This is a genomic window from Komagataeibacter melomenusus, from assembly GCF_013155395.1.
GTDB classification, from domain to species: Bacteria; Pseudomonadota; Alphaproteobacteria; order Acetobacterales; family Acetobacteraceae; genus Komagataeibacter; species Komagataeibacter melomenusus.
The window spans coordinates 61,494-87,721 of the sequence record NZ_JABJWC010000010.1; the positions used below are offsets into that span (position 1 = coordinate 61,494).

A 26,228-nucleotide genomic window follows, 5' to 3' on the forward strand; every position below is an offset into this window, starting at 1 on the left:
GTCTGTTATCCAGAACTTCAATCTGGGTTCCTCATGTCGCCAATGAGGCGTGTTCCGACGATCCGCCAATCATGCAACAGGGCATACGCATTGAGAACTGTCTCTTCACAGACTGACCTTATGCTGTACAGACATCCAGATCCTGTATAAACAGCTGCCCCTATCCTATTTTTATCCGTTTCTATCCCGTTTGTTCCTGCGATAGAAAATACACTTCCGCACAACGATACCTATTGGCTCTTATTATTAGCGCCAACAGGAAAGGTTAGATCAATGCACGCCAGAGCCATATCGTCTCCCCGGAAATCAATCCGTCGGCACCAACTGCGTGAAATGGTGCCACTGGCCGACAGCACAATTTACGAAATGGAACAACGCGGTGAATTCCCGCGCCGCTTCTGTCTTTCGCCACGCTGTGTCGTGTGGGACCTGGCCGAAGTGGAAGCATGGTTGGAAGAACGGCGTTCGAAACCAAATATGCCGGCAAGAGGTCCCGACGTAAGGCAGAGGCGAACGCGCCCGATCAAAGGGCAGGATCCGGCTCGAACAACGGCATAGATGGTGACACCAGGTTGGGCACGTATTTCTTACCTGCGATCCAGGCATCCACGGTGTTCGACCACTCCTGCATCATATGACGCCGTTGTAGCTCGTATTCTGCTTTATTATAGACGCCCCGCGAAGAACGCCCGTCTTCATGAGCAAGACATTTCTCAATCCAGTCGCTATTGAAGCCCAGTTCATTCAGAAGCGTTGATCCCGTGCGACGAAGGTCGTGGACCGTAAAAGCTTCCAACGACAGCCCATCCTTTTTGGCCTGATCGACGACCGAATAGGTCACGCGATTGAATGTCGCGCGGGACATCGGCGCGTCTGCATCATAGCGAGACGGTAGTAGGTACCGCGAATTTCCTGCACACGTTTTCAATGCGATCAATATGTCCAGCATCTGATGAGAGAGATACACATTATGTGCCTTTGAACGCTTCATGCGTTCTTTAGGAATTGTCCAGACAGCATTCTCGAAATCAACTTCATCCCAGACAGCGTCCTGCAATTCGCTTTTCCTGACCATGGACAGTAAAAAGAACCGCATTCCCAGGCGGATGGTCGGCAACGTCGGTACGTTTTCTATCACCCGGAACAACACCCGAATTTCAGCGGGAGAAAGTGCACGGTCCTTGGGAACGAAGGTCGCGATCGATGATGGTCCGACCTCGTCGGCAGGATTGGCAACCTTCTCTCCGTGCAAAATACCAAAGTTGTAGATCTGCTTTACAATATCCCGAACGTGTATCGCCGTCGCCGGCGCACCGCGATCGACTATCGCTGCACAATGCGTCCTGAGATCATTCGGCGTGATCTCGGTCAGAAGACGATTGCTCCAGACATGAAGCAGTTCCCGTTCGAAAATTGCGCGACGCATGGCCCGGGTGCTATCGGCCATTGCTGCAGCCTGCAGCCATTTCTCTCCCAGCTTGCCAAAGCTTCTGGCCTCCTTGAGGCGCCGCTTGTTGCGCTGCTTCTCGATCGCCGGAGAAATTCCTTCCGCGAGAGCGCGTCTCGCATCAATACACTTCTCCCGTGCACGCGCGAGCGATAGTCCCCCTGGACCGTCTTTCCCCAAACACACGGTCTCGCGCCGTCCATTCAGACGGTAGTCCATTCGAAAGGACACCACGCCTTTTTCCGTGACGAGGACATACATCCCGTCACGGTCCGCGACCTTGTATTTTTTTCCTTTTGGTTTCAACGATCTAATTGCAGCATCCGTAAGCATTGCACCGCCTCCGACCCGAAAATACCGTCAAGGGATTTTGGTGGGCTGTTTCGGCGAAAAAGCATCTGTTTACAAAGACTTATTGTAAAAAAAATACCGTCACAGGCCCATCTGCCCATGACGGTATTCACACAATTCCCGACTGGCAAGCCTGACGAGGTCCGTCACGCATACCGTCAAAACCAACCTGTGCACATCGATAGTCTGCAATAGCAGACGACGACATTAACTTTTTATTTCAGTATGTTAGGTAGGGTTCGGGGAGGGAATGGGATACTTCAGGACCCCTTGTGAATCATTCCCACTCAATCGTTCCCGGCGGCTTGGAGGTAATGTCATATGTCACGCGGTTCACACCCCGCACTTCATTGACAATACGCCCGGCCACACGGTTGAGGAAAGACATGTCAAACGGATAGATATCCGCCGTCATGCCATCCGTGCTGGTTACGGCGCGCAGGGCGCAGGCGTAATCATAGGTGCGGCCATCGCCCATCACGCCCACGGTGCGCACGGGCAGCAGCACGGCAAAGGCCTGCCAGATGGCGTCATACAGCCCGGCTGCACGGATTTCCTCAAGGAAAATGGAATCAACACGGCGCAGCAGGGCCAGTTTCTCGCGCGTGATGGCGCCGGGGATGCGGATGGCCAGCCCGGGGCCGGGGAACGGATGGCGGCCCACGATCGCTTCGGGAATGTCCATCTCGCGGCCGAGTTCGCGCACCTCGTCCTTGAACAGTTCACGCAGCGGCTCGACAAGCTGCATCTTCATCCGCTCGGGCAGGCCGCCCACATTGTGGTGCGACTTGATGGTCACCGACGGACCGCCGGTAAAGCTCACGCTCTCGATCACATCGGGGTAGAGCGTGCCCTGTGCCAGGAACTCGGCACCGCCAAGCTTGGCGGCTTCTTCCTCGAACACCTCGATGAACAGGCGGCCAATGGTCTTGCGCTTGATTTCGGGGTCGCTCACCCCCTCAAGCGCATTGAGGAACAGGTCGGAGGCATCGCGGTGAATCAGGTGAATGTTGAAGCGGTCACGGAAGGTGCGGATCACCTCATCCGCCTCACCGGCGCGCAGGATGCCCGGATCAACGAAAATGCAGGTCAGCTGGTCGCCAATGGCCTGATGGATCAGCACGGCGGCCACCGAGGAATCAACCCCGCCCGAAAGCCCGCAGATCACCCGCCCCTTGCCGACCTGCTGGCGGATGCGCGCGATCTCCATGTCACGGAAGCCCGCCATGGTCCAGGTGCCCCGGCACCCCGCCACGCCGTGCGTGAAGTTGCGCAGCAGGGCTGCACCATGCGGGGTGTGCACCACCTCGGGGTGGAACTGCACGCCATAGAGCCTGCGGCCTTCATCGGCGATGATGGCGAACGGCGCGCCCTCGCTCACGGCCACGGCCTGGAAGCCGGGCGGCAGCGCGGTCACGCGGTCACCGTGGCTCATCCACACCTGCTCGCGCCCACCGCGCGCCCACGTGCCGCGAAACAGCGCGCAATCCTTGATGATATCGATATGCGCGCGGCCAAATTCACGGTGTTCGGATGATTCGACCCTGCCGCCCAGCATGCGGCACATGGCCTGCTGCCCATAGCAGATGCCCAGCACCGGCACGTTGAGTTCAAACACCACCGGCGGAATGGTGGGCGCATTCTCGTCAAGCACGCTGGCCGGGCTGCCTGACAGGATGATGCCCTTGGGCGCAAAGGCCCGAATCCGCTCGGCCGTGCTGGAATACGGCCAGATTTCGCAATACACCCCGCTCTCGCGCACGCGGCGGGCAATCAGCTGCGTGACCTGGCTGCCGAAATCCAGAATCAGGATCCGGTCTTCATGCAGGGTTTCATCAAGTCCTGCCGGTGGGGGGGCTGTATTCACGGTGTCGTTCATCATGTGTCTTTCGGTCGCGGCATTATCGATACACAGGGCTTCCAGCATGAACGGGCGACCCGGCGCAAGGGTGGGATAGTCTTTCGGGCGCAGATAGCACAATATAAGGCATGAGGCAGGCCCATGTCGCCTGCCGTGTTCCAAAACCGAACCCGGAGGTCCGTTTACATGATTGCATGCCTCGCGCGGCCAGCAGTGGTGGCCCTTGGCCTTGTCGGCATCGTGGCCTTTGCCCCACCCGCCGCAGCCGATGCGCTGCATGATCCGAAAGGGTTGTGGACCGGCCAGCTCGTGGCCGACAAGGGCAACTGCTCCGATGAGACGCGCGATACCTCCACCTTCCAGGTCGGGTCGAAAACCCTCACCTTCACCCCCGCCGATGGCTCCGTGCCGCTGCGGGGCAAGCCCGAAAAGGAATACGCCCACTACCACGCCGAGACCCTGCTCCAGCAGCCCTCGGGCGCGGCCTTCCCCATGGTGTTCGAGGCCCACCCCGAGGGGAAGACCATTGTGGGCATCTATGGCACGCCGCGCTGCCGGGCACATATCGTGCTGCACCGATAGCGTCTGGCCGCGCGCCCCGCGCGGGCGTGTTCACGCAATCGGGAACGCGTCGGTCCCGTACAGGCATGGATGCGGGGCCGTGATCCGATATATTCCATTCATGTCCGATAACATGACACTGGCCGGAGCCGTTCTTTCCATCATCGTGCGCAAGGGGCGCATGCTGCTCGTGCGCCGCCGTAATCCGCCCGATCAGGGGCTGTGGGGCTTTCCCGGCGGGCGTATCGAGCATGGCGAGACCTGTTTCGATGCCGCCGCGCGTGAACTGCGCGAGGAGACCGGCTTCATCACCCATGCCGAAGGCACGCTGACCGCCTTTGACCTGATCGATCGTGACAGCAGGGGCCAAATCCGCTTTCACTACCTGATCGTGGCCGTGAAATGCCACGACAATGGCTGGACCGACATCCATGCCGGCGACGACGCGGATGCGGTGGACTGGTTCGATCTCGAGCAGGTGCATGCCCACCCGGCCGCCTTCAGCCCCGGCCTGCCCGAACTCGGCGCCCTGGCCCTGTCAGCCCGTGGCATTGCGCCGTGGCCACTCGCCCCGCAAACCCGCACGGGCGATACCGCCCCCCACCACCGGGCCGAAAGCCTCCTGTCATGACCGCCCGCACCGCGCTGATCGTTGAAGACGAGGCCATGATTGCCGAACTGGTTGCCACCATGCTGGAAACCGACGGCATTACCGCCACCATATGCCCCAGCGTGGCCGATGCCATGCGCGCGCTGGAAAGCCACCCCTGCGCACTGGCGCTGGTGGACCTGACCCTGCCCGATGGCGAGCCCGATGCCTTCATTGCCGCCGCCCGCGCGCGCGGCAGCCATGTCATCGTGATGAGCGGCGATCCTGACCGCCTGGCAGGCTACGCCCCCCTGCCGCTGCTGGAAAAACCTTTCCGCATGAAGGCCATGCTCGAACAGGTACGCCAGGCACTGCCCGTGGTGGACTGAGCCGCGTGCGGGCCGCTCACCCGCACGCCACCGGCCATATGCGGCGAGGACATTCCGGCAGGCTGGCTGTGGGGGCAGAAGACCGCCTTGCCCGCGGTTTTCTGGCAAGCAGCTTCAGCAAAGATATTTATCGTTTTCATTCATGCCGTATTGCCAGCACCCTCCGGCAACCTGCCTTTCAGGAAGGCATCGAGGATACTGTTCAGAAAAGCGGCAAGACTGTCTTGGGATGTATCAGCCAGGGCAAATGATTTTATACCACCATTGAGAGCAAGCATGTTCGACAGACCGCACAGCATGGCGTACAGCCCGTAGCCAAGCTGCACCCTGTCCCCAAGGGTTTTCATGTCATCGGGGCCGAAATCATCGGTCATGGCAAAGACCCTGTAGCCATATATGAGCGCCATGAGGTCTTCAAACGCAGCGCCTGCCGCCAGTCGGTAGCGGGGACAGGCCCAGGCATCCTGAACATGGCCGGACATCAGCCGATAGAGCTGGGGATTATGGCGGGCAAAGTTGACGACATGGAAAACGATCCGTTTCCATGCTTCCGTCCGGTTCGTGGATGTCCGGCTGATATGGGCGATCTGGCTGCGGAAAGCCTGAAAGGAATCCGCAGCAATTTCCAGCAGAAGATCATCCAGATTACCGTAATGATTATAGAAGTTAGCTGGCGCTACCTTGACTTCCCGTGCCAGGCGACGCACCGACAGATCTTCCAGCCGTTCAGTTTCCAGTATTCTACGGGTGGCGATCCGTAAATCTTCAGCAACGTTGCCTTTATGGTAGGCTCTTGAAATCGGAAGTCATCCTTACGGGCTATGTGCGGAGAATGCGCGGGCCGGAATGACAGAATATCGATTGAAAGCAGGATATAAAGCGCCCTTTCCTGACAGAACATGTCAGGGAATACGAACAAACCGGCCCCTTGCCGCCAGTAATCGGGGCGCATGAAGCATCTTCTTTGTGCCTGCACGCGCCCCTGCCGCGTCCGGTCCTATCTTCCGCCCGCTGTCGGCAGGCGCGCCATTGCCTGGCGCCGGGCGGCTGACAGGTCAGTGCGCAACTGCACGCGGTACAGGCCAACCGGCTCGGCCACACGCCCCCTGCGCCCGCGCATCACCGTGCCCAGCCTGTCCACTGAGGCGAAGACATCCGTATCAAACGTGCGGCGCGGGTTGCAGACCATGATGCCTCCGCCCGTCACGTCATGCGGCAGGTTGAACAGCGCCCAGCGCGGCTCCATGCCCACTACGGTGCGGCCGGGCAGGACCGTGGCCAGTTCCGCCGCCGTGCCGTAATCGCATGCGGCCACGAATTCGCCGGGTCTGGCCACGGCGCTGATATCCGCCGCCAGCCCACGCCACCCTGCCATCTGCCGCAGCGCCACATCGGTATGGGCAGAAAGCGGCAGCGGGGCAAACAGCGCCTGCCCGTACACCAGTGCGCCCACCAGCAACCCGCCGCCAACCGCCCACCGCCCCCAGCGCCAGCCCACCAGCGCCGTGGCCACGGCCAGCGCCGGATAGATCACCACCGGCCAGTTCGCCTGCACCCGGTCGCCTATGCCATGCTGCACGAACACGCAGGCGGGCACGGCGACCATACAGGCCAGCAGCGCCGCACCGGGCACCTGTCGGGCCAGCCGCCATGCACGCACCTGCCCCCACAGGAAAAACGCGGCAATGCCCGGCGTCATCAGCCCCACCTGCCCAACCAGCAATTCGCCCAGGAACTGAGAGGCCCTTGCCGGGTGCCAGTCCGCCGTGCGCCCCCCCTGGCGGGCAAAGCTGGCCCAGCCATGCGTTGCGTTCCACCACAGCACGGGCATGGCGCACAGCACGGCCAGCACCAGCCCACCCGCAATCGCGGCCCAATGCCTGCCCTGCCCCTTCATGCGCTGCAACAGGCTCACGCCCAGCCACCACAGGCCAATCCCCGCCACGGGCAGCACGGCGGTGTATTTGCTGTCAAACGCCAGCCCGGCCACAAGGCCCACGGCCAGCCACCAGCGCGCGCCCCCTCCGGCCACGATGCGCCCCATGAGCCACAGCAGCACGGACAGGAAGAACAGCACCGGCATGTCCGGTGTCATGACAACGGACTGGATGGCCAGCGCAAGGGTTGCCTGCAACAGCGCACAGGCCCGCCAGGCCAGCGCGGGCGTGGCCCCGGGCAGCAGGTCACGCACCGCCCGGAACACGAAAAACGAGGCCCCTGCCCCCGCCAGCACGCCCACCAGCCTGACGCCAAACGGATCATCGCCGCCAAGCGCCATACCCAGCCTGATCCATGCCGCCACCATGGGCGGGTGGTCCAGGTAGCTTGCCGCAGGCGCCAGCGCCCAGATACGGTAATAGGCCTCATCCGGCGAAAGCGGCAGGAATGCCGCCACCACCAGCCGCAGGCAGGCCACAAGGCCAAGCAGGTACAGCCAGCCGCGGTCCCTGAACGTCACGCCCTTGCCTTCACACAGGCACGCCGGGGCGGTTGAGGCTGGTGCGGATGGTCTGGAGCGTCTGCACGCGCACCACATGGGTGGCTTCGGTCAACTGGCGGGTCAGCAGGTTTTCATGCGTTGCGTCGCGGGCTACGAGGCGCACCAGAAAATCGCCACCGCCGCGAATCATGTGGCACTCGCGCACCTCCGGCCAGGCCGAGACCTGCGCCTCGAAGGCGGCGAGCACGGTTTCCTTCTGGCTGTCCAGGCCGATCAGGGCAAAAAGCGTGATTGACCAGCCCAGCCGCGCGCCATCGGTATCGGCATGGTAGCCACGGATCACGTGGTCCTCCTCCAGCCTGCGCATGCGGCGCAGGCATGGAGGCGCGGAAATGCCGACCCGCCGCGCCAGTTCCACGTTCGTCATGCGTCCGTCGAGCTGAAGTTCGGCCACAATCCGACGATCAATCGCATCCAGATCAGCCATCCGTTCCGCCATGCACATTCCATCTCTCGACAAGGGGGCAACCGCCGGGCCGGGTGCCACGATAATGAAGCACTTTCTACTCCAACCCTTGCACGGACGCCAGTGGACGACCATACCAAAGGAAATTATGACGATACGATAGGTTTTCCCGATCTCATGCCCCAGACCGTTTCTACCGACCTGCTTGTCATCGGCGCGGGTCCCGCCGGTTATACTGCTGCCATCTATGCCGCGCGCGCCAGCCTCTCGCCCGTTCTCGTGGCCGGGCTGCAACCCGGCGGCCAGCTCATGATCACCACCGATGTCGAGAACTATCCCGGCTTTGCCAAGGGCATACAGGGGCCGGAACTGATGGAGCAGATGGCCGAGCAGGCCCGCAATGTCGGCACCCGGATGATGGATGACATCATCGTTTCATGCGATTTCACCCGCAGGGACGGCAGCGGCCGCTTTTACGCCACGGGCGATTCCGGCACGGTGTACGAGGCGCGCAGCGTCATCATCGCCACCGGCGCCCAGGCCAAGTGGCTGGGCGTGCCGGGCGAGAAAGAGTTCCAGGGCGGGGGTGTTTCGGCCTGCGCCACGTGTGATGGCTTTTTCTATCGCGGCAGGCGCGTGGCCGTGATTGGCGGCGGCAACACGGCAGTGGAGGAGGCCCTGTACCTCACCCACCACGCCAGCCACGTCACCCTGATCCACCGCCGCGACAGCCTGCGGGCGGAAAAGATCCTGCAGGACCGCCTGCATGCCAACCCCAAGATCTCGGTGCTGTGGAACAAGGCGGTCGAACGCATTACCGGCAGCGGCACGCCCGCCGTGGTCACGGGGGCGGACCTGCGCGACACGGTCACGGGCGAGAGCAGTCATATCGATGTGGATGGCGTGTTCGTTGCCATCGGCCATGCCCCGAATACCACAATTTTTCGTGATGTCGTGGCCATTGATACGGATGGTTACATCGTCACGACACCCGGTAGCACACGCACCTCGGTGCCAGGCATATTTGCCGCAGGTGACGTGCAGGACAAGGTATATCGGCAGGCGGTCACTGCCGCGGGCACCGGCTGCATGGCCGCACTCGAGGCCGAGCGCTTTCTTGCCCAAGGTCAGTAAAGGACTGCATGAGTCCTTGACCTGCACCAGCATTTCCTTCACCACAAGCCTTTAGTGTCATAACATTTGGCGCGCCCTTTATAATAGAAAGCGGAGTCAACGCGTGGACTGGGATAAACTCCGGATATTTCATGCTGTAGCCGAGGCAGGGTCCTTCACCCATGCCGGCGACGTGCTTAACCTGAGCCAGTCTGCGGTATCGCGGCAGATTTCAGCCCTGGAAGAAGCGCTGCAGGTTCCCCTTTTCCACCGGCATGCCCGGGGGCTGATCCTGACCGAGCAGGGCGAGACGCTGAACCAGACGGTTCGGGAAGTCTTTTCCAAGCTCGCCATGACCCAGTCCCTGCTGACGGAAAGCAAGGAAAAGGCGGCCGGTCGGCTACGGGTGACCACCACAACCGGCTTTGGCACCTGCTGGCTTACGCCACGGCTGCACCGGTTCATGGAAACCAACCCCGATATTTCGATTACCCTGATCCTGGAAGATAACGACCTTGATCTGGGCATGCGCGAGGCCGACGTGGCCGTGCGCATGCACCCGCCGCGCCAGCCGGACCTGATCCAGCGGCACCTGGCCGACTTCCCGCTGCCGATCTATGCCTCGCAGTCCTATCTCAATGACTACGGCACGCCGCGCACGCTGGAAGAACTCAACGCCCACAAGCTGATCCTGTTCGGGGGGTATCACCCGCCCGTGCCGCACATCAACTGGCTGGCCGAGACCGGCGTACCCTCCGATGAGCGCCGCCAGGCGCGCCTCGAGGTCAACAGCCTTGCCGCCATGGCGGGCGCCATCGCGGCCGGCATCGGCATTGGCTCGATTCCGCTTTATGCGGCATCGCAGTACCCCAACCTCGTCAAGATCCTGCCCGAGGTGCCGCTGCCTACGGTGGATGCCTACTTCGTCTACCCCGAGGAACTGCGCACCTCAAAGCGCGTGGCCGTTTTCCGTGACTTCCTGCTCGCGGAAATCAACGCCCGCCATTAAGCGCGCACGACGTCACCCGTGCCGGTTCCTTCCGGCCGGGGTGACGGCCTGCCCACAAGCCTGAAGGAACGCCGCCTTTTTGAAAAAAGGCAGCACCCATCGGCTTCTCTCTTCCTGTTTCAGGGCATCGTTGAAAAACACAATGCCCGCCGCCGCATTCAATCGGCAGCGGGGGCTGAATTGACGCGTTCGCGCAGTTCCTTGCCTGCCTTGAAGAAGGGCACGACCTTCTCATCCACCGATACGCTTTCCCCCGTGCGGGGGTTCCGCCCGGTGCGGGCATCGCGCTTCTTGACGGTAAACGCCCCAAAGCCACGCAATTCCACCCGGTCGCCGTGCATCAGGGCATTGCTGATTTCAGCAAAGATGACCTGAACGATACGTTCCACATCCCGCAGGGGGATATGGGGTCGGGCAGCGGCAAGCTCGGCGATCAATTCCGATCTGGTCATCCTGTTCCCCTCAAATTAAACGAGAAATTATAGTTTCCAGATCGCAACGGCCCCGTCAAGCATACTACTTTCCCCCAACAGCATTTCCGCCCCCGGCACGCCCGACAGCACGCCCGCGATCCAGTGCCGCCAGTTGACCCGGGTTGCCTGCGGCCCGATATCGCTCACCGGTGCATCATCGGGCAGATGCGTGGCGCCGAGCAGCCACTGCCGCGCATCATCAAGCGAGCCGATCTGGTCAACCAGCCCGAGCCCGAGCGCCTGCTGGCCGGTATAGGGGCGGCCATCGGCCAGTTCACGCACGCGCTCGGGCTTCATGTGCCGGTCCTGCGCCACGACGGTAACGAAAAAACCGTAAAGATCGGCAATAACCCCCTGCAGCATCTCGCGCCCCTGTGGCGAGAGCGGCTGCACGGCGGAAGGCTGGCCTTTCATGGGGCCGGATACAAGCTGGTCCACATGCACGCCCACCCGTTCGAGCAGGCCGGACACATCGGGCGATTCCAGCAGCACGCCAATCGAGCCGGTCAGGGTGGAACGGTTGGCGAAAATGCGGCTGGCAGGCACCGACACCATATACCCCGCCGAAGCCGCAACACTGCCCATGGACACGACAACCGGCTTGCGGCGCGCAAAGGCGGCCACGGCATCATGCAGCACCTCCCCGCCCGTCACCGCGCCGCCAGGGCTGTTGACCTCAAGCACCAGCCCCTTGACCGAGGCATCATCCGCCGCCTTTTTCAGCGCCTCGACATTCTCATGCTCATCCGTGCCGATGACGCCCGCCAGCTTGAGATGGACAAGATGCGGCGCGTGCCCCGCCAGCCCACCCGAACGGCTGATGGCCAGCAGGCAGGCCAGAACAAAAAAAGCCACGGCACTCCCCCGCCAGAGCAGAAGCTGGCGGCGGCGTGACGTGGCGTGCAAAGACATATCGGGGCTGGTATCCATGGTTAGGGCAATACCATGGATACTGCCCATACCGAAGACAGGATCAAACGTAAAAACAGGCCCGTATCATGCCTTGCGCCGACGGCCCGGCCGCCCGCGACCCCCTTCCGCCCCACTGGCTTCAGATGCCGCTGCCGCAGCCGAGGCCGCGGTGATCTTGCGGCCAAGCCCGATCTCGCGCGCAAGGCTCGAGCGGCGCTCGGCATAGTTGGGGGCAACCATGGGGTATTCGGCGGGCAGGCCCCAGCGCTCGCGGTACTGGTCTGGGGTCATGCCATAGGCGCTCTGCAGATGGCGCTTGAGCATCTTGAGTTTCTTGCCATCTTCAAGGCAGACGATGTAATCGGGGAACACCGAGCGCTTGATGGGCACGGCAGGCTGAAGCTTCTCGGGTTCTTCTGCCGGGCGCCCAACGGTTGACAGTGCAGTGTAAACATTACGGATCAGGTCAGGCAGCACATCGGCGCCGACGCTGTTATTGGAAACATGCGCCGACACGATCTGTGCGGTCAGTTCCAGACACGAGAAATCCTGCTCGGTATCAGACATGGTTTTTGCGCCTTTTTAACTTACAATCAAATTTCGTGATTTATTCACGATCCTTCATTACGTTTACATATACGGACAGAATGTTGAATACAATACTCGACATTAAACCGACAACGCTTATTCTGATTACCTATACCTCTTATATTATATGGAACATCCAGTATTAAATAACAGAGCCCATGAAAAGCGTTTATTTGTATAAAATTGATTCAAAATGCACCGAAAAAACTCAATCCGAAGAATTCCGGCCATCATATGGGCGTTTTCTGCGAGCCGCTTTTTTCAGAACGCCCCGGAAAAGGCCGCCATTCCGAACAAAGGCAGCACTGCGGGAAAGCTTTTATTGTTCCCATCAATATGTTGTTTTGAAATACGCTCCCAACCGCGCCGTCACGATTCCATATATATCCGGGCGAAGCAGGCCGCCGGCTCATCCTTGACCGGAGCCGGGGCGGGTGCCGCCGTTCCCCGGCGCACCAGCCCTGCCAGGCGCTCCATGTCAAAATCCGGGTCACAGACGGCACAGATCAGGCGCACGCGCATTTCTTCCATACTATCCTTAATACTGTAAATAACCTGCCGGGCCTCCTTGCGGGTTATAACAATTTCGGCGCGCCGGAGTTCCGCAAGCTGCTGGCTCAGGGTTGGCTGGCCGATACCGGTCTCGCTTTCGATCTGGCCCACGCTCTTTTCACCGTCGAGCAGGCAGGCCAGCACCATGAGCCGCTGGGGCTGGGCCAGAAGCCGCAAGCGCTGCACAAGGCTTTCGGCCACTTCGCGTGTTCTGGGCATGTTGGGCATGGGAAGCTCCCTTATCAACTGGCGGTTTGTACGCGTGCTGTACCATATTCGCCCCCCGTGCAACAGCGCGCCTGCCGCAGGGGCGGAATATAGCGCTTGATAAAACACATACATAATATACTAAACAGATAAACCATTAGTCAGCCCTACATGCCACGAACCGGACCCGCCACATGACCTCCAGCCACCCGTTCCAGCCCCCGATGCCCGGCCACACGCACCATGGCTGACCTGGCGCCCATGGCTAACCTGGCGCAGGTCGCCCTCGGGCTGGGCAGCGGCGGTATCATTGGCTTCACGCTCGGGCTTGTGGGGGGCGGCGGCTCCATCCTGGCCGTGCCGCTGCTGCTTTATGTGGTTGGCATGAGCGACCCGCACCGCGCCATCGGCACAAGTGCGGTGGCGGTTACGGTCAATGCCCTGTTCAATCTTGCCAGCCACGCCCGGGCGGGCAACGTGCGGTGGGCCTGCGCCAGCGTGTTCGCAGGGGCAGGCGTAGGGGGCGCGCTGGTGGGGGCCGCGTGCGGCAAGATCATCAACGGGCAGCACCTTCTGTTCCTGTTCGCGCTGGTCATGCTGGGCGTGGGCGGGCTGATGGCGCGCGGCTGCGGCACGGACGCGCAGCCCCCCGCCCCCGCCGAGCGCACGACCATGATGCCCGTGCTGCTTTATGGCGTGGCGACAGGATTCTGCTCGGGCTTCTTCGGAATCGGGGGCGGCTTCCTGATCGTGCCAGCACTCCTGGCGGCAACTGGCATGCCCATGCTCAATGCCATCGCGACATCGCTGGTGGCGGTGTGCGCCTTCGGGCTGACCACATCGGTCAGCTACGGCGCGGCCGGGATGGTTGACCTGCCCATGGCGGCCATTCTAGTCGCGGGCGGAACAGTCGGCGGCCTGGGCGGCACGCTTGCGGCGCGCAGGCTGGGCCGCACCCCACAACGCCTGCGGCTGATCTTTGCATGCCTGATCTTTATCGTGGCACTCTACATGATGTGGCGCAGCGCGCGGGCCATGGGCCTTGTCTGATCACCGCGCGGGCACTGCTGCGCCTGCCCGCCACCGTGATGAGACCGCCACCATGCCCCACATGACCGTCACCCTTGCCCATGAAGCCGACTTCGCAGGCTGGCGCACGGCCACGCGCAGCCTTGCGGGCCGCCACACCCCGCCTGCCGACATTACATGGCAGATCGCAGGCGGTACCGAATCCGCCACCCTGCCCGCGCCAGACCCGGAAGCCGCACGCTTTACCGTGCCGCGCGCGGTCATGGAACTTGCGGCCATCATGGTGCAGTCCGCCCTGCCCGACCGCTTCACCCTCGCCTACACGCTGGTTTATGACCACGTCATGGGCATGCCGACAGGTGAAGAGGCGGCGGACCGCATGGCCAGGGCCAGGGATGACGTCATCACCCACACCCGGCACCTGCGCGATGCGTTCCGCGAGGCCCTTTCCGGCCACGATGGCACCACCCCGTATCAGGGCCGCATGGAGACGCCCGACCTTGTGCCCGAAAGCAATGCACGGTTCCTGACCCTGCAACGCTCGTTCGCCCCCTGGCAGCTTGACATGCCCGACCGCACGCTGCGCTGGACCGGCCACGAGATGCTGCGCGAAGCCCTCGGCCAGGCGCCACGGCCCCTTGACCCGACCAGCCTGCCGCCACCCGCCCTGCCCATGGTGCCCGACCTTGATATTACCCGCATCACGTCGCTGCGCGCGGTGGCGCTGGCGGCCAAAACATGCCTGATCTGCCCCATGGCCGCCCATGCCACCCAGACCGTGTTTGGCGAAGGCCGGGAGACGGCGCGCATGATGTTCGTAGGCGAACAGCCCGGCGATATTGAAGACCGCGCCGGCCGCCCCTTTGTCGGCCCGGCGGGCCAACTGTTTGACCGCGCCCTGCACGAAGCCGGAATCGGGCGCGACGATACGTACGTGACCAACACGGTCAAGCACTTCAAATTCCGCCGCACCCCCACGCGCCGCATCCATGAAAAGGCCGGCCCGGCGGAAATTGCAGCCTGCGCCCCGTGGCTGGCCGCCGAGCGGCGCATCATCCGCCCCGCGGTGGTGGTCATGCTTGGCGTCACGGCGGCCTCGGCGCTGCTGGGGCGGGCTGTCACCATCAGCCGGGAGCGCTCGCGCCTCATTGCGCTGGAGGATGGATCGGACGGACTCGTGACGGTTCACCCCTCTTACCTGCTGCGCCTGCCCGATGAGGCGGCGCGGGCGCGCGAATATGACCGCTTTGTCAACGACCTGCGCCTGGCCGCCAGCCGCCTGGCCCCTGCCGTGACATGATCCGTCACGAGGAAAGCCGATGCCTGATATGCACGCGCAACACCATTACGTCATGCCAAGATGGGTTATGGGTATGGGGCCCCTTGCCGCCGGAAGCCGTATATCGTGCCTGCAGACCTCAATCTTCTGCCCTCTTTCCTGACCCGCCTTTTCAGCGGAAAGCATTTCCCCACCATCCGCGCACCGGGCTATGCGCGCATGAGCGGCCTGAAATGGCTCTACGCCCCCACGCCTGAAGCACTCGGCTTTGCCGTACGCACCACGGTCGCAGCCCTGATGGCGCTGACGATCGCGATGTGGATGGAACTCGACGACCCGCCATGGGCCGCCATGACCGTGTGGATCGTAGCCCAGGGCTCGCGCGGGGAGAGCCTCTCCAAGGCACGGTGGCGACTGGTGGGCACCGCCGTGGGCGCCATCAGCGCGGTGATCCTGGTCTGCTCGTTTCCGCAGGCGCCATGGCTGTTCTTTCCCGCCATCAGCATATGGATCGGGCTATGCTGCATGTGCGCGACCCTGGTGCGCAACTTCCGTTCTTACGCGCTGGTGCTGTCGGGCTATACCTGCGCCATCATCGCGCTTGCCGCGACACGCGATCCTGACAACATCTTCATGATCACAATGTCGCGCACATCCTATATCGTGCTGGGCATTACGTGCGAGACGCTGGTGGCGGTGCTGTTCGCGCACAACCTTGCCTCGAGCGCGCGGCGCAACATGCGCCAGAAGATCCAGATGGCGCTGGGCAGTTCAACCGATGCCGTGGCCAACCTGCTCGCGGGCGATGACGCGGCTTTCGTGCGCTCGCGCGCCCTGTTCGGCACTATCCTGAGCATCAATGACCAGATCGAGTTCAGTGAAGTCGAGATGGGCCCGCACGGGCATGAGGGCGACCACGCGCGCGCGGCCCTTGCCGCCGTGTCGGTGCTGCTTTCGCGGGGCCTGGGCATGATGGCGCGCATCAAGGCGCTGGAAACCACCAACGAGCAGTTTACCGAGACCTCGCTGCTGACCCGCACCTTCCTGCTCGGCGTGCCCGCACGGCTGGAAAACGATTCGGAGATTGCACATATCCAGCAGGACCTGCAGGACCTGCGTGGCGTGTGCCGCCAGCGCATCATCGACGCGCTGAGCCATGAAATCAGCATCGACTCCACCATCGAGACCGCCGAGGTGGATGACCTGCTGAACTGCCGCATCCTGCACAATGCGCTTGATGAGCTGCTGGGCGAACTGGAACAGGCCATTGCGGAATTCGATGCCAGCCAGCACGAGATCAGGGGCGATCACTTCCATTTCCGCATCGAGGCGCACCGCGACTTCAAGGAAGCCGCCTACAACGGCATCCGCGCCGCCGTGGCCATTGGCGCCTCCGCCCTGATATGGGAGGTCACGGCCTGGGCCAACGGCATCGGCTTCATCACCATGGTCGCGGTCACATGCGGCCTGTTCGCCACGCGCGAGAACCCGGTGGTGGGCACCATGAACTTCCTGCGTGGGGCGTGCTGGGCGGTGCTGGTCTCGGGCTTTCTGGTGCTTCTGTTCCTGCCGCGCCCGGCCGAGTTCGAGATGCTGGCCGCCGTCCTCGCCCTGCCCATGATTGCCGGTGGCCTTGCCGCGCGCAACCCGGCCACGGCAGGGGCTGCCGCCTCTTACTGTCTGTTCCTGCCCAACCTCGTGGGGCCAGGCAACCAGACGCGCCTGAACGAGATTGCGTATTTCAACGCCTCCTTCGCGCTGCTGTGCAGCATCGGCTTTGCGGTGCTGATCTTCCGCGCGGTGCTGCCGTTTGACAATGACGAGGAACGCTGGCGCATGCGCAACCGCACGCTGCATGACCTGCGCCACCTGGCCTCCGCCCAGCCCATGCCGCGCACGCAGTCATGGATCGGGCGCAATACCGATCGTTTCTCGCGCCTGATCCGCCATGCCGGCCCCACGCCCACTCCCACCATCGAGGCCTATCTGCAGGGCACGCTCTCGGCCATGACCATCGGGCTGAACATCATCCGGCTGCGCACGGTGCTCGAACGCGGGCAACTGCCACCGGCAGCGGATCGCGCCATCGAGCTGTTCCTCAACCGCATGTCGCAGTTCAGCGGGCGGTACGGGCGCTTTGGCCGCACGGCGCGGGTGGCGCGTGGGGCCACGCGCAGCCTGCGCCGGCTCGAGGCGGCGGAAGGCAACATCACGTCGCGCATCGAGATCACCCGCGCCATTGCGTATCTGCTGGTCATTTCCTATGAACTTGGCGCCAACGCCGCCTTCCTTGATGCCTCCCAGCCTTACCGCACCAGCGAGATGTCCTGACACACCGCCCGGACCGGCAGGGAGATGGAGCCAACATGACCCCTGCCCCCACGCCCCCGGCCCACGCAGCCCTTCGCGGCCATATCATCACCTTTCGGGGCAACCCGTTCCTCATGCCGCCCGCCGATGCGCTGGTGGAGGAACCTGACGGGCTGGTTCTGGTCACCAACGGGCGCATCACCCATGCTGGCCCCTACAGCGAAACCGTGGCCCACCTGCCGCCCGGCACCGAAGTGGCTGATTACCGGGGATGCCTGATCTCGGCCGGGTTTATCGATACGCATGTCCATTACCCGCAACTGCCCATGATCGCGGCCTATGGCGAGCAGTTGCTGGAATGGCTGGAGCGCTACACCTTCCCCACCGAGCGCCGCTTTGCCGATGGGGAATATGCAGCCACCATCGCGCGCACGTTCCTGCGCGAACTGCTGCGCTGCGGCACCACCACGGCGGCGGTGTACTGCACCGTGCACCCGCAATCGGTCGATGCATTCTTTACCGAATCCACCCGGCTGGGCACGCTGATGGTGGCGGGCAAGGTGCTGATGGACCGCAACGCACCCAACTTCCTGCGCGATACCGCCCGGCGCGGCTACGATGAATCGCGCGCGCTGATCGAGCGCTGGCATGGCAGGAACCGCCAGTTCTATGCCGTCACCCCCCGCTTCGCCCCCACCAGCACGCCAGAACAGCTTGAACTGGCAGGCGCACTGCTGAAGACTGACGAGACCCTGTTCATGCAGACCCACCTGGCCGAGAACCGGGCCGAGGTGGCATGGGTAGCCGAACTCTTCCCTGACAGCCGCTCCTACCTTGATGTGTATGACCGCGCGGGCCTTGTGCGCCCGCGCAGCGTGATGGGGCATGGCATTTATGTGGACGAGCACGACCTGTGCCGCTGCCACGAAAGCGGCTGCGCGCTGGCACACTGCCCCACGTCGAACCTGTTCCTGGGCAGCGGGGCCTTCCGCCTGTTTGACGTGATGGATGCAAAACGCCCGGTGCGCACGGGGCTGGGCACCGATATTGGCGCGGGCACCAGCCTGTCGCACCTGCAATCGATGAACGAGGCCTACAAGATCGCGCAGACGGGCGGCCACCGCCTGCACCCGGTACAGGCCTTCTGGCTGGCGACCCGGGGCGGCGCGCAGGCGCTGCATCTTGAGGGACGGATCGGCACGGTAGCCGTGGGCATGGATGCCGACCTGTGCATTCTCGACCCGAAGGCCACGCCGCTACAGGCCCTGCGGACGGAAATGTGCGACAGCACGGCCGACCTGCTGTTCACGCTGATGATGCTGGGCGATGACCGAAGCATCCGCGCGACCTATGCGGGCGGCACGAAGGTGCATGACCGTACCATGACCCAATGACAGGGTTAATGAACAATTATGGACATTTATGTAGGTTTTGATTCCGCATGGACAGATAATCCGAAAGCCCCCGGAGCCATCTGCGCCGTCAGCATCAAAAATGGGTATCCGGTACAGTTTCATGCCCCACGACTGGTATCCTTTGATCAGGCACTCGCTTTCATACGAAACGTACGCCGCGCCCCCGATGACAGCGGCACCACACTTATCGCGCTGGACCAGCCGACAATAGTGCCCAACTTGACCAGTATGCGCCCGGTAGAACGTGCAGTAGCTTCACTCGTGAGTTGGCTTGGCGGCGGCGTACAGCCATCCAACAGGCAAAGAAAAGGCATGTTCTGCGATGATTCGCCAATCTGGCGCTTCCTGAACGCGCTGCAAGCACGGGAACATCCCGAAGAAGCCCGACTAGCAACCAATGGACTTTATCTGATCGAGGTTTTCCCAGCCCTTGCACTGGCATCATTCGGCGACGGGTACTTTGGGCGACTAAGCGCTCCTAAATATAACCCGGCCCGAACAAAAAATTTCCACCTGGACGACTGGAACCGCGTCGTAGCCACTGCCGCGCAACAGGCACATCTGCTGGGCTGCAAGGAACTGGCAGAATGGTGCCATGCCTGCGGCAAGATCGCGCGGCCACGAAAGCAGGATCAGGACAAACTGGATGCCGCGTTATGCGCACTGATCGCACTCCATTGGCGGCTTCGCCCACGTGAAGAGTCTGTACTTCTGGGCGATCTGGATACCGGATACATGGTTTTGCCAGCCAGCCCGGAAGTGCGGGACTACCTGACTGAACCTGCCCGAAAACGTTCGGTGCCCATCGACGGAACATTTTCCCGCACATGATCATGTTTTATCAAGAGATAGCGGCTCTTGCCGTCCTTGCGCACAACAGCGTGTGCAGCTTGGCGCGTGCACTTGTTCTCACCATCAATAGTCCGCACCGCACGTCATGCCCGTGTTTCACGGCCTGACGCACGCGATGCCACTGCTGCCTCAATGGCGCAAATCAGCAATTTAAATTGGGAAAAACACACGCGATGCAGTGGCGGAGAGGGTGGGATTCGAACCCACGGTACGCTTGCACGCACAACGGTTTTCGAGACCGCCCCGTTCGACCGCTCCGGCACCTCTCCAACTGCACGCGGTGATGCAGCGGCTTATAGGGTGGCATGCCCGCCCGCGCAAGGGGTCTTTTTTACCTATTCGACAGCGCCACAAAAATATTGACCTGCCCGCCCGCAGCCAGTAAAAGCCCGCATTCACCCCGCGCGGACGGGGCGCCGCTGCAATGTGGCCAATATAAAAAAGCGACTGGGCCGTGCCGCCTGCATTCCCGCAATGCCGCGCACGCCAAGAGATCGGAAAGATAGATAGAGAATGTTTGCAGTTATCCGTACCGGCGGTAAGCAGTACCGCGTTGCGAAAGATGCCGTCCTGAAGGTCGAGAAGCTGGAAGCCGAAGCCGGCGCCACCATCACGTTCGACCAGGTTCTCGCCGTTGGCGGCGAAAGCGGCACGACCATTGGTGCACCGACCGTCAAGGGTGCGACCGTCACGGCAACCGTGATCGCGCAGGACCGCCTGGCCAAGGTCATCATCTTCAAGAAGCGCCGCCGGCAGAACAGCCGCCGCAAGAATGGCCACCGCCAGCCGGTGACCGTGGTGCGCATCTCCGCGATCAACGCCGCCTGATCCCTCTCCGGGCCGCACGGTCCGGGCAGGTCAGATCAGAGATTTCAGTTTTAAGGAGTTCAGGCAATGGCACAAAAAAAGGCAGGCGGTTCGTCCCGTAACGGGCGCGATAGCGCCGGGCGTCGTCTTGGCGTCAAGAAATTTGGTGGCGAGAGCGTCGTCGCAGGCAACATCATCGTGCGCCAGCGCGGCACGAAGATGAAGCCCGGCGTGAACGTTGGCGTTGGCCGCGACCACACCCTGTTTTCCCTGGTGGATGGCCATGTGAAGTTCGTGCGCCGCGCTGAAGGCCGCGTGCACGTTTCCGTGGAAGCCCTGCCGCTGGCAGCGGAATAAGGCATACGCCTTATCACCACGGGATTACCCGAATTGAAGGGGGCGGTCATTCTGGCCGCCCCCTTTTTCGTATGACGCCAGCACGCCATTTTCTGGTATCATGCATGCATACGGGGCACGCATTCTCGCCCCAACCGGATCGCAGGCAATGAAGTTTCTTGACCAGGCCAAAATCTACGTAAAATCCGGCGACGGGGGCGACGGTGTCGTGGCCTTCCGCCGTGAGAAGTATATCGAATTTGGCGGTCCGGACGGGGGCAATGGCGGCCGTGGCGGCGATATCATCTTCGAGGCGGTCGATAACCTCAACACCCTGATCGATTTTCGCTACACCCAGCATTTCCGCGCCCGCAAGGGCGGCAATGGTGCAGGTTCGGACCGCACGGGTGCTGCCGCCGAAACGGTGGTGATCAAGGTGCCCATCGGCACCCAGATCTTTGATGAAGACCGTGAGACCATGCTTGGCGACCTTGATGTGGCGGGCAAGCGGCTGCTTTTGTGCCGTGGCGGCGATGGCGGGCGTGGCAACGCGCACTTCAAGACCAGCACCAACCGCGCGCCCCGCCGGGCCGACAAGGGCTGGCCGGGCGAGGAACGCTGGGTGTGGCTGCGGCTGAAGCTGATTGCCGATGTGGGGCTGGTCGGCCTGCCCAATGCGGGCAAGTCCACCTTCCTGTCTACCGTATCGGCGGCCAGGCCCAAGATTGCGGATTATCCCTTCACCACGCTGCACCCGCAGCTTGGCGTGGTGCGGCTGTCGGTGACGGAAGAATTCGTGATTGCCGACATCCCCGGCCTGATCGAGGGCGCGCATGAAGGCAGCGGGCTGGGCGACCGTTTTCTCGGCCATGTCGAGCGCTGCGCGGTACTGCTGCACCTGATCGACGGCACGGCCGAGACCGAGGGCGTGGTGGATGCATGGCGCACCATCCGCCACGAACTGCGCGAATATGGCGGCGGCCTGGCCGACAAGCCCGAGATCATCGTGCTGAACAAGATCGACGCCCTCCTGCCCGAGGAAATCGAGGAGCGGGTCACGGCCCTTGAGCAGGCCAGCGGGCACAAAATCATGACCATGTCATCGGTCGCGCACATGCATGTCGATACCGTGCTGCGCCGCCTGCAGGATTACGTGACCCGCGACCGCGCCGAGAAGGCCGAACAGCACAAAGCGGAGACCCCCGAGACATGACCGAGACCGCCCTGCCCCAGCTCAGCCACGCGCGGCGCGTTGTCATAAAAATTGGCAGCGCCCTGATCGTGGACCCGCAGCAGGCGGCTCCCCGCCAGCCCTGGCTGGACAGCGTGGCGCAGGACATCGCGGCCCTGCGGGCGCAGGGCACGGAAGTCGTGGTCGTCTCATCAGGGGCGATTGCGCTTGCCCGCCACCAGCTTGGCCTGACGCGCCCCGTGCTGCGGCTGGAGGAAAAGCAGGCCGCCGCCTCCGTTGGCCAGATCCGGCTGGCGCAGGCCTGGACCGATGCCCTCTCGCGCTTTGACATAACAGCGGCCCAGCTTCTGCTTACGCCCGATGATACCGAGAATCGCAACCGCTACCTCAATGCGCGGGCCTCGCTCAACACGCTGCTGGCACTTGGCTGCGTGCCGATCATCAACGAGAACGACGCCATCGCCACCACCGAGATCCGCTTTGGCGACAATGACCGCCTTGGCGCGCGCGTGGCCGAGATGATCAATGCCGACCAGCTTGTGCTACTGTCGGATATCGACGGGCTGTACACCGCTGATCCCCGCACCAACCCCGATGCCCGGCACCTGCCCGTAATAGCAGAACTGACCGCCAGCATCGAGGCCATGGGCGGCGCGCCCCCGCCGGGCTATTCCTCTGGCGGCATGCGCACCAAGCTCATGGCCGCGCGCATCGCAACCCAGGCAGGCTGCGCCATGGCCATTGCAAAAGGTGAAGGGCTGCACCCGCTGGCCCGCCTGCGCGATGGCGGGCGCTGCACATGGTTCCTGCCAGCAGAAGATGCCCGCTCGGCCCGCAAGAACTGGATTGCAGGCAGCCTGACCCCTGCGGGGCGAGCCGTGATTGATGATGGCGCGGTGCGCGCCCTGGCAGGCGGTTCCTCCCTGCTGCCCGCGGGCGTGACCGACGTGACCGGCGATTTTGATCGCGGCGACATGATTGCAGTGGTGGACCAGGGCGGGCAGAAAATTGCCTGCGGGCTGGCCGCCTATGCGGCAGATGAGGCAAGGCGCATCGCGGGCCACCAGTCAGACGAGATCGAGGCCCTGCTGGGCTGGCAGGGCGCGGATGAACTGATCCACCGCGATGATCTGGTGCTGCTGGCAAAAATGGAAAGCCTGACAGGCTGATATGAAGAGAAGCTTCAGAACCATTCCCCCCTGAAAAACGCCTCCCGCGCCTATTCCGGGCGCGGCGGCCAACGCAGGGTTGGCTCGGCGCGCGCACGGCGCTCAGGCGGCCAGACCGAAGCGCGGACCGGACGCGCCGCCGGTACCCCACGGGGCACAGGCCGCACCGGCTCACGGCTCCACTCGGCCAGGCCCGGTTCCGCCCCGGCATCATGAGAGGGCACGGGGCGACGGGGCACATAAGGCTGCGCGGGCGATGGCCCGCGCGACGGGGGCGGCCAGCCATCCTCTTCCACCGGCGTGCGCGCAGCCGACATGGACGCGGGCTCAACAGGCCGGGAAGGTGGCGGGGGCGCAGGCGGGGAGGCAGGCTGGGCACGCGGCGGGCGCCGTTCATAGGCGGGGATGTCAGGCGCATCGCCTCCCCGGTCCCTCTCCACGGACGGCGCAGGCGGGGCCGGCTCCCACACGGGCGCCTCAGCGGGTGGGGGCGGCGCCCGGTCGGCCAGTGCCTCGGCCACGGCCGGGGGCTGTGTCGCCTGTGCGTTCAGCCCAAGGGCCAGCACGCGCAGTTCGGCCTGCAGGTCATCAAGCTGGATGGCCAGGTTATCGAGCCGCCCCTTTACGCCAAACACGGCAAACGGCACCAGCATCCACAACAGGGTAAACAGCATGCCGCCCACCAGCAGCACGGCCTGCGCCCAGGCGGGCATCCATTGCGGAAAAAGCGATGACATCATGCAGCGAGCAACCTGAACGGGCAGTGCCCCGGCGCGGCCACGGCCAGCCGCCACGCACCGGCAGCGCGGGTGTTGAAGGGACGATCCTACAACCTGCGCGGGTTACATGCCAAGCGCGCGGCGGTAGATGTCGAGCAGGGTTTCCTGCTCCTCCACTTCCGCCGGTTCCTGCTTGCGCAGGCGGATGATCTGGCGGATCACCTTGACATCGAAGCCAGCCGACTTCGCCTCGGTGAAAATATCCTTGATATCGCCTGCAAGCGCCTTGCGCTCTTCCTCCAGCCGCTCAACACGTTCGATGATGCTGCGCAGGCGATCGGCTGCGATGCCACCAACTGCGGCAGGGTTGTCATCCGCCTCGAAATTATCAGCATTCATGGCAGGTTTCTCCAGATATCGTGATTGCGCCGCTCCCGCCCACGCGCACATGAAGGGAATGTCACTAGGCGACGGGATGGAACGGCGGGATTATCGCGCCGACGCCCGATGGTCAATGCCAACTTGACAGGCCGGAGAGCCGGGCCGTAATCGAAGCTGCACCCCATATGCCGCTTTCGCGTCATGTCCGCATACGTCAAGCATGCCCGCCCGGCCATGCGGGGCACCAGATACAGGCAGGAGGCCCACGTTCGATGGCACATCTTCCCCCCGTTGATACCTTTGACTACATCGTTTTCGGCGGAACGGGCGACCTGACCATGCGCAAGCTGCTGCCTGCGCTGTATCACCGCTACCGTGACGGGCAGATCCCCGATGCCTCGCGCATCATCGGTACCGCGCGCTCGCCGCTCTCACGCGCGGACTACCAGCAGCGCGCGACAGACGCCCTGCACGAGCACGTCAAGCCCGATGCCCTTGATGAGGCAACCGTGCAGCGCTTCATCAACATGGTCCATTACGTAAGCCTGAACGGCGCGGAAGCCGACAGCGACTGGCCCACGCTCAAAACCCTGCTCGACGCGGTGCCCGCAACGCGCATCCGGGTTTACTACCTGGCCACCTCGCCCGCGCTGTACGGCCAGATCTGCGAGAACCTGAGCCGCGAGGGACTGGTGACCGAACAGTCACGCGTGGTGCTGGAAAAACCCATCGGCACCGACCTTGCCAGCGCCGAGGCCATCAATGACAGCGTGGGCCGCCACTTCCCCGAGAATCACATCTTCCGCATCGACCATTACCTGGGCAAGGAAACAGTGCAGAACCTGATCGCGCTGCGCTTCGCCAACCCGGTGTTCGAGCGGCTGTGGACGTGTGATGCCATCGAATACGTGCAGATCACCGCCGCCGAGACCGTGGGCGTGGAGGGGCGCGGCGCGTATTACGACCGCTCGGGTGCCCTGCGCGACATGATCCAGAACCACCTGCTGCAGGTGCTGTGCCTCGTGGCCATGGACCCGCCGGTCTCGCTCGAGGCCGACAGCGTGCGCAACGAGAAGCTCAAGGTGCTGCACGCGCTCAAGCCCATCTCGGCCGATGACGTGGCCATCTATACCTCGCGCGGGCAGTACATGCGCGGCACCACGGGCGAGCGGACAGTGGGCAGCTACCTTGAAGACCTTGGCGAAGGCGTGACCAGCGAGACGGAAACCTTCGTGGCGCTGAAGGCCGAGATCCTGACCTGGCGGTGGGGCAACGTGCCGTTCTACCTGCGCTCGGGCAAGCGCATGGCGGAAAAGTCGAGCGAGATCGTGATCCAGTTCAAATCGGCCCCGTGCTCGATCTTTACCAACAATCCCGAGCCCAACCGCCTGATCATCCGCATCCAGCCTGATGAGGGGGTGATGCTCTCGGTCTCGACCAAGGACCCCACCCCCACCGACAGCCTGGCCCTGCGCCAGGCCGACATCAACATCGAGTTCGAGAAAGCCTTCAACATCCGCTACCCCGATGCCTATGAGCGCCTGCTGCTCGATGTGGTGCGCGGCGACCCGATCCTGTTCATCCGCCGCGATGAAGTGGCCGCCGCATGGCGCTGGATCGACCCCATCGAGCAGGGCTGGCGCGAGAACAAGGCCCCGCTCGAACCCTATGCCGCAGGCACCTGGGGGCCGGAAGGCGCGCGCAACCTGCTCTCGCAGTCGGGCCATCTGTGGCACGAGGACATGAAGAAATAACCGCCGCATGAGCAATGACACCCCACC

General features: G+C 63.0%; 28 protein-coding genes and 1 tRNA gene. 17 read left to right on the forward strand and 12 right to left on the reverse strand.

From position 1 onward, the window contains the following. Positions 1-273: 273 nt before the first annotated feature. Positions 274-558 (forward strand): helix-turn-helix transcriptional regulator, encoded by a 285-nt coding sequence (locus HNW77_RS06165; protein ID WP_172156123.1) that lies wholly within the window; start codon positions 274-276, stop codon positions 556-558. Here HNW77_RS06165 and HNW77_RS06170 read toward each other — a convergent pair. Both HNW77_RS06170 and guaA read right to left on the reverse strand, forming a co-directional pair. After that, complete coding sequence (locus HNW77_RS06170; RefSeq protein WP_172156125.1) at positions 524-1,780, reverse strand: tyrosine-type recombinase/integrase; 1,257 nt, start codon at positions 1,778-1,780, stop codon at positions 524-526. The two genes, HNW77_RS06165 and HNW77_RS06170, sit on opposite strands and share 35 nt — an antisense overlap. Before the next feature lie 295 nt (positions 1,781-2,075). Beyond that, complete coding sequence (gene guaA, locus HNW77_RS06175; protein ID WP_172156155.1) at positions 2,076-3,677, reverse strand: glutamine-hydrolyzing GMP synthase; 1,602 nt, start codon at positions 3,675-3,677, stop codon at positions 2,076-2,078. 168 nt (positions 3,678-3,845) lie between these two features. Here guaA and HNW77_RS06180 point away from each other — a divergent pair, with 168 nt between their 5' ends. The 3 genes from HNW77_RS06180 (at position 3,846) to HNW77_RS06190 (ending at position 5,198) form a co-directional block, all read left to right on the forward strand. Continuing rightward, positions 3,846-4,241, forward strand: coding sequence for a hypothetical protein (locus HNW77_RS06180; protein ID WP_241694322.1), 396 nt, complete (start codon positions 3,846-3,848; stop codon positions 4,239-4,241). A gap of 79 nt (positions 4,242-4,320) precedes the next feature. Next, complete coding sequence (locus tag HNW77_RS06185; protein ID WP_408886766.1) at positions 4,321-4,851, forward strand: NUDIX hydrolase; 531 nt, start codon at positions 4,321-4,323, stop codon at positions 4,849-4,851. Continuing rightward, positions 4,848-5,198 (forward strand): response regulator, encoded by a 351-nt coding sequence (locus HNW77_RS06190; RefSeq protein WP_172156126.1) that lies wholly within the window; start codon positions 4,848-4,850, stop codon positions 5,196-5,198. The genes HNW77_RS06185 and HNW77_RS06190 overlap by 4 nt, the downstream gene beginning before the upstream one ends. A 140-nt stretch (positions 5,199-5,338) precedes the next feature. On the opposite strand, the gene HNW77_RS17675 is transcribed toward HNW77_RS06190, so the two are convergent. Beyond that, the gene (locus HNW77_RS17675) at positions 5,339-5,680 is read right to left on the reverse strand and encodes a hypothetical protein (protein WP_241694327.1); all 342 of its coding nucleotides are present in this window, start codon (positions 5,678-5,680) and stop codon (positions 5,339-5,341) included. On the opposite strand from HNW77_RS17675, the gene HNW77_RS18065 reads away from it, so the two are divergent. Next, a complete protein-coding gene (locus tag HNW77_RS18065) occupies positions 5,669-5,959 on the forward strand; it encodes a hypothetical protein (RefSeq protein WP_306665925.1) in 291 nt (96 codons plus the stop codon). The genes HNW77_RS17675 and HNW77_RS18065 overlap by 12 nt on opposite strands. 236 nt (positions 5,960-6,195) lie before the next feature. On the opposite strand, the gene HNW77_RS06200 is transcribed toward HNW77_RS18065, so the two are convergent. Then, positions 6,196-7,656, reverse strand: coding sequence for an ArnT family glycosyltransferase (locus tag HNW77_RS06200; protein WP_276592061.1), 1,461 nt, complete (start codon positions 7,654-7,656; stop codon positions 6,196-6,198). Positions 7,657-7,666: 10 nt separating this feature from the next. Further along, on the reverse strand, positions 7,667-8,137 hold the full coding sequence (locus tag HNW77_RS06205; protein WP_061275817.1) for an Lrp/AsnC family transcriptional regulator: 471 nt from the start codon (positions 8,135-8,137) through the stop codon (positions 7,667-7,669). A 144-nt stretch (positions 8,138-8,281) separates the two neighbouring features. On the opposite strand from HNW77_RS06205, the gene trxB reads away from it, so the two are divergent. Both trxB and HNW77_RS06215 read left to right on the forward strand, forming a co-directional pair. Continuing rightward, positions 8,282-9,238, forward strand: a complete 957-nt coding sequence (gene trxB, locus HNW77_RS06210; protein WP_172156130.1) for a thioredoxin-disulfide reductase — start codon at positions 8,282-8,284, stop codon at positions 9,236-9,238. 103 nt (positions 9,239-9,341) lie between these two features. Continuing rightward, positions 9,342-10,226, forward strand: coding sequence for a LysR family transcriptional regulator (locus tag HNW77_RS06215; RefSeq protein ID WP_014104779.1), 885 nt, complete (start codon positions 9,342-9,344; stop codon positions 10,224-10,226). A gap of 158 nt (positions 10,227-10,384) precedes the next feature. Here HNW77_RS06215 and ihfB read toward each other — a convergent pair whose 3' ends face one another. From ihfB to HNW77_RS06235, 4 genes are all read right to left on the reverse strand, one after another. Next, positions 10,385-10,678: an integration host factor subunit beta gene (gene ihfB / locus HNW77_RS06220; protein ID WP_110569229.1), complete on the reverse strand. Its 294-nt coding sequence runs from the start codon at positions 10,676-10,678 to the stop codon at positions 10,385-10,387. Positions 10,679-10,705: 27 nt separating this feature from the next. After that, the gene (gene sppA / locus HNW77_RS06225) at positions 10,706-11,629 is read right to left on the reverse strand and encodes a signal peptide peptidase SppA (protein ID WP_172156131.1); all 924 of its coding nucleotides are present in this window, start codon (positions 11,627-11,629) and stop codon (positions 10,706-10,708) included. A 66-nt stretch (positions 11,630-11,695) separates the two neighbouring features. Further along, positions 11,696-12,178, reverse strand: coding sequence for a MucR family transcriptional regulator (locus HNW77_RS06230; RefSeq protein ID WP_172156133.1), 483 nt, complete (start codon positions 12,176-12,178; stop codon positions 11,696-11,698). Positions 12,179-12,568: 390 nt separating this feature from the next. Beyond that, positions 12,569-12,979: an ArsR/SmtB family transcription factor gene (locus HNW77_RS06235; protein ID WP_172156135.1), complete on the reverse strand. Its 411-nt coding sequence runs from the start codon at positions 12,977-12,979 to the stop codon at positions 12,569-12,571. 240 nt (positions 12,980-13,219) lie between these two features. On the opposite strand from HNW77_RS06235, the gene HNW77_RS06240 reads away from it, so the two are divergent. The 5 genes from HNW77_RS06240 (at position 13,220) to HNW77_RS06260 (ending at position 19,822) form a co-directional block, all read left to right on the forward strand. Beyond that, complete coding sequence (locus tag HNW77_RS06240) at positions 13,220-14,008, forward strand: sulfite exporter TauE/SafE family protein (protein ID WP_172156163.1); 789 nt, start codon at positions 13,220-13,222, stop codon at positions 14,006-14,008. A 52-nt stretch (positions 14,009-14,060) separates the two neighbouring features. Next, on the forward strand, positions 14,061-15,287 hold the full coding sequence (locus tag HNW77_RS06245) for a UdgX family uracil-DNA binding protein (protein ID WP_172156165.1): 1,227 nt from the start codon (positions 14,061-14,063) through the stop codon (positions 15,285-15,287). A gap of 105 nt (positions 15,288-15,392) precedes the next feature. Beyond that, a complete protein-coding gene (locus tag HNW77_RS06250; protein ID WP_172156137.1) occupies positions 15,393-17,597 on the forward strand; it encodes an FUSC family protein in 2,205 nt (734 codons plus the stop codon). A 35-nt stretch (positions 17,598-17,632) separates the two neighbouring features. After that, positions 17,633-18,970, forward strand: a complete 1,338-nt coding sequence (gene guaD / locus HNW77_RS06255) for a guanine deaminase (protein ID WP_172156138.1) — start codon at positions 17,633-17,635, stop codon at positions 18,968-18,970. 18 nt (positions 18,971-18,988) lie between these two features. Continuing rightward, positions 18,989-19,822 (forward strand): DUF429 domain-containing protein, encoded by an 834-nt coding sequence (locus HNW77_RS06260; protein ID WP_172156140.1) that lies wholly within the window; start codon positions 18,989-18,991, stop codon positions 19,820-19,822. Positions 19,823-20,022: 200 nt separating this feature from the next. Here HNW77_RS06260 and HNW77_RS06265 read toward each other — a convergent pair. Then, positions 20,023-20,112: transfer RNA gene (locus HNW77_RS06265), tRNA-Ser, on the reverse strand. 244 nt (positions 20,113-20,356) lie between these two features. Between HNW77_RS06265 and rplU the strand changes: the two genes are divergently transcribed. The 4 genes from rplU (at position 20,357) to proB (ending at position 23,347) form a co-directional block, all read left to right on the forward strand. Further along, a complete protein-coding gene (gene rplU, locus HNW77_RS06270; RefSeq protein ID WP_061275787.1) occupies positions 20,357-20,671 on the forward strand; it encodes a 50S ribosomal protein L21 in 315 nt (104 codons plus the stop codon). A 66-nt stretch (positions 20,672-20,737) separates the two neighbouring features. Next, entirely contained in the window at positions 20,738-21,007 is a 270-nt protein-coding gene (gene rpmA, locus HNW77_RS06275; RefSeq protein ID WP_130730451.1) for a 50S ribosomal protein L27, read from the forward strand. A 148-nt stretch (positions 21,008-21,155) separates the two neighbouring features. Next, on the forward strand, positions 21,156-22,199 hold the full coding sequence (gene obgE, locus HNW77_RS06280) for a GTPase ObgE (protein WP_172156141.1): 1,044 nt from the start codon (positions 21,156-21,158) through the stop codon (positions 22,197-22,199). Continuing rightward, complete coding sequence (gene proB / locus HNW77_RS06285; protein ID WP_172156143.1) at positions 22,196-23,347, forward strand: glutamate 5-kinase; 1,152 nt, start codon at positions 22,196-22,198, stop codon at positions 23,345-23,347. The genes obgE and proB overlap by 4 nt, the downstream gene beginning before the upstream one ends. A gap of 50 nt (positions 23,348-23,397) precedes the next feature. Here proB and HNW77_RS06290 read toward each other — a convergent pair whose 3' ends face one another. After that, the gene (locus tag HNW77_RS06290) at positions 23,398-24,087 is read right to left on the reverse strand and encodes a hypothetical protein (protein ID WP_172156145.1); all 690 of its coding nucleotides are present in this window, start codon (positions 24,085-24,087) and stop codon (positions 23,398-23,400) included. A 102-nt stretch (positions 24,088-24,189) separates the two neighbouring features. Beyond that, positions 24,190-24,465, reverse strand: a complete 276-nt coding sequence (locus HNW77_RS06295; protein ID WP_061275776.1) for a DUF2312 domain-containing protein — start codon at positions 24,463-24,465, stop codon at positions 24,190-24,192. A 254-nt stretch (positions 24,466-24,719) separates the two neighbouring features. On the opposite strand from HNW77_RS06295, the gene zwf reads away from it, so the two are divergent. Next, positions 24,720-26,201: a glucose-6-phosphate dehydrogenase gene (gene zwf, locus HNW77_RS06300; protein ID WP_172156147.1), complete on the forward strand. Its 1,482-nt coding sequence runs from the start codon at positions 24,720-24,722 to the stop codon at positions 26,199-26,201. Positions 26,202-26,228 lie beyond the last annotated feature (27 nt).

What these genes read in the sequence shown, in the direction of transcription:
- HNW77_RS06165 (WP_172156123.1), top strand. Translation starts at nt 274, where the DNA reads ATGCACGCCAGAGCCATATCGTCTCCCCGGAAATCAATCCGTCGGCAC.
- HNW77_RS06170 (WP_172156125.1), bottom strand. Translation starts at nt 1,780, where the DNA reads ATGCTTACGGATGCTGCAATTAGATCGTTGAAACCAAAAGGAAAAAAA.
- guaA (WP_172156155.1), bottom strand. Translation starts at nt 3,677, where the DNA reads ATGAACGACACCGTGAATACAGCCCCCCCACCGGCAGGACTTGATGAA.
- HNW77_RS06180 (WP_241694322.1), top strand. Translation starts at nt 3,846, where the DNA reads ATGATTGCATGCCTCGCGCGGCCAGCAGTGGTGGCCCTTGGCCTTGTC.
- HNW77_RS06190 (WP_172156126.1), top strand. Translation starts at nt 4,848, where the DNA reads ATGACCGCCCGCACCGCGCTGATCGTTGAAGACGAGGCCATGATTGCC.
- HNW77_RS18065 (WP_306665925.1), top strand. Translation starts at nt 5,669, where the DNA reads ATGGCCGGACATCAGCCGATAGAGCTGGGGATTATGGCGGGCAAAGTT.
- HNW77_RS17675 (WP_241694327.1), bottom strand. Translation starts at nt 5,680, where the DNA reads ATGTCCGGCCATGTTCAGGATGCCTGGGCCTGTCCCCGCTACCGACTG.
- HNW77_RS06205 (WP_061275817.1), bottom strand. Translation starts at nt 8,137, where the DNA reads ATGGCGGAACGGATGGCTGATCTGGATGCGATTGATCGTCGGATTGTG.
- trxB (WP_172156130.1), top strand. Translation starts at nt 8,282, where the DNA reads ATGCCCCAGACCGTTTCTACCGACCTGCTTGTCATCGGCGCGGGTCCC.
- ihfB (WP_110569229.1), bottom strand. Translation starts at nt 10,678, where the DNA reads ATGACCAGATCGGAATTGATCGCCGAGCTTGCCGCTGCCCGACCCCAT.
- sppA (WP_172156131.1), bottom strand. Translation starts at nt 11,629, where the DNA reads ATGGATACCAGCCCCGATATGTCTTTGCACGCCACGTCACGCCGCCGC.
- HNW77_RS06230 (WP_172156133.1), bottom strand. Translation starts at nt 12,178, where the DNA reads ATGTCTGATACCGAGCAGGATTTCTCGTGTCTGGAACTGACCGCACAG.
- HNW77_RS06235 (WP_172156135.1), bottom strand. Translation starts at nt 12,979, where the DNA reads ATGCCCAACATGCCCAGAACACGCGAAGTGGCCGAAAGCCTTGTGCAG.
- HNW77_RS06240 (WP_172156163.1), top strand. Translation starts at nt 13,220, where the DNA reads ATGGCTAACCTGGCGCAGGTCGCCCTCGGGCTGGGCAGCGGCGGTATC.
- HNW77_RS06245 (WP_172156165.1), top strand. Translation starts at nt 14,061, where the DNA reads ATGCCCCACATGACCGTCACCCTTGCCCATGAAGCCGACTTCGCAGGC.
- guaD (WP_172156138.1), top strand. Translation starts at nt 17,633, where the DNA reads ATGACCCCTGCCCCCACGCCCCCGGCCCACGCAGCCCTTCGCGGCCAT.
- HNW77_RS06260 (WP_172156140.1), top strand. Translation starts at nt 18,989, where the DNA reads ATGGACATTTATGTAGGTTTTGATTCCGCATGGACAGATAATCCGAAA.
- rplU (WP_061275787.1), top strand. Translation starts at nt 20,357, where the DNA reads ATGTTTGCAGTTATCCGTACCGGCGGTAAGCAGTACCGCGTTGCGAAA.
- rpmA (WP_130730451.1), top strand. Translation starts at nt 20,738, where the DNA reads ATGGCACAAAAAAAGGCAGGCGGTTCGTCCCGTAACGGGCGCGATAGC.
- obgE (WP_172156141.1), top strand. Translation starts at nt 21,156, where the DNA reads ATGAAGTTTCTTGACCAGGCCAAAATCTACGTAAAATCCGGCGACGGG.
- proB (WP_172156143.1), top strand. Translation starts at nt 22,196, where the DNA reads ATGACCGAGACCGCCCTGCCCCAGCTCAGCCACGCGCGGCGCGTTGTC.
- HNW77_RS06290 (WP_172156145.1), bottom strand. Translation starts at nt 24,087, where the DNA reads ATGATGTCATCGCTTTTTCCGCAATGGATGCCCGCCTGGGCGCAGGCC.
- HNW77_RS06295 (WP_061275776.1), bottom strand. Translation starts at nt 24,465, where the DNA reads ATGAATGCTGATAATTTCGAGGCGGATGACAACCCTGCCGCAGTTGGT.
- zwf (WP_172156147.1), top strand. Translation starts at nt 24,720, where the DNA reads ATGGCACATCTTCCCCCCGTTGATACCTTTGACTACATCGTTTTCGGC.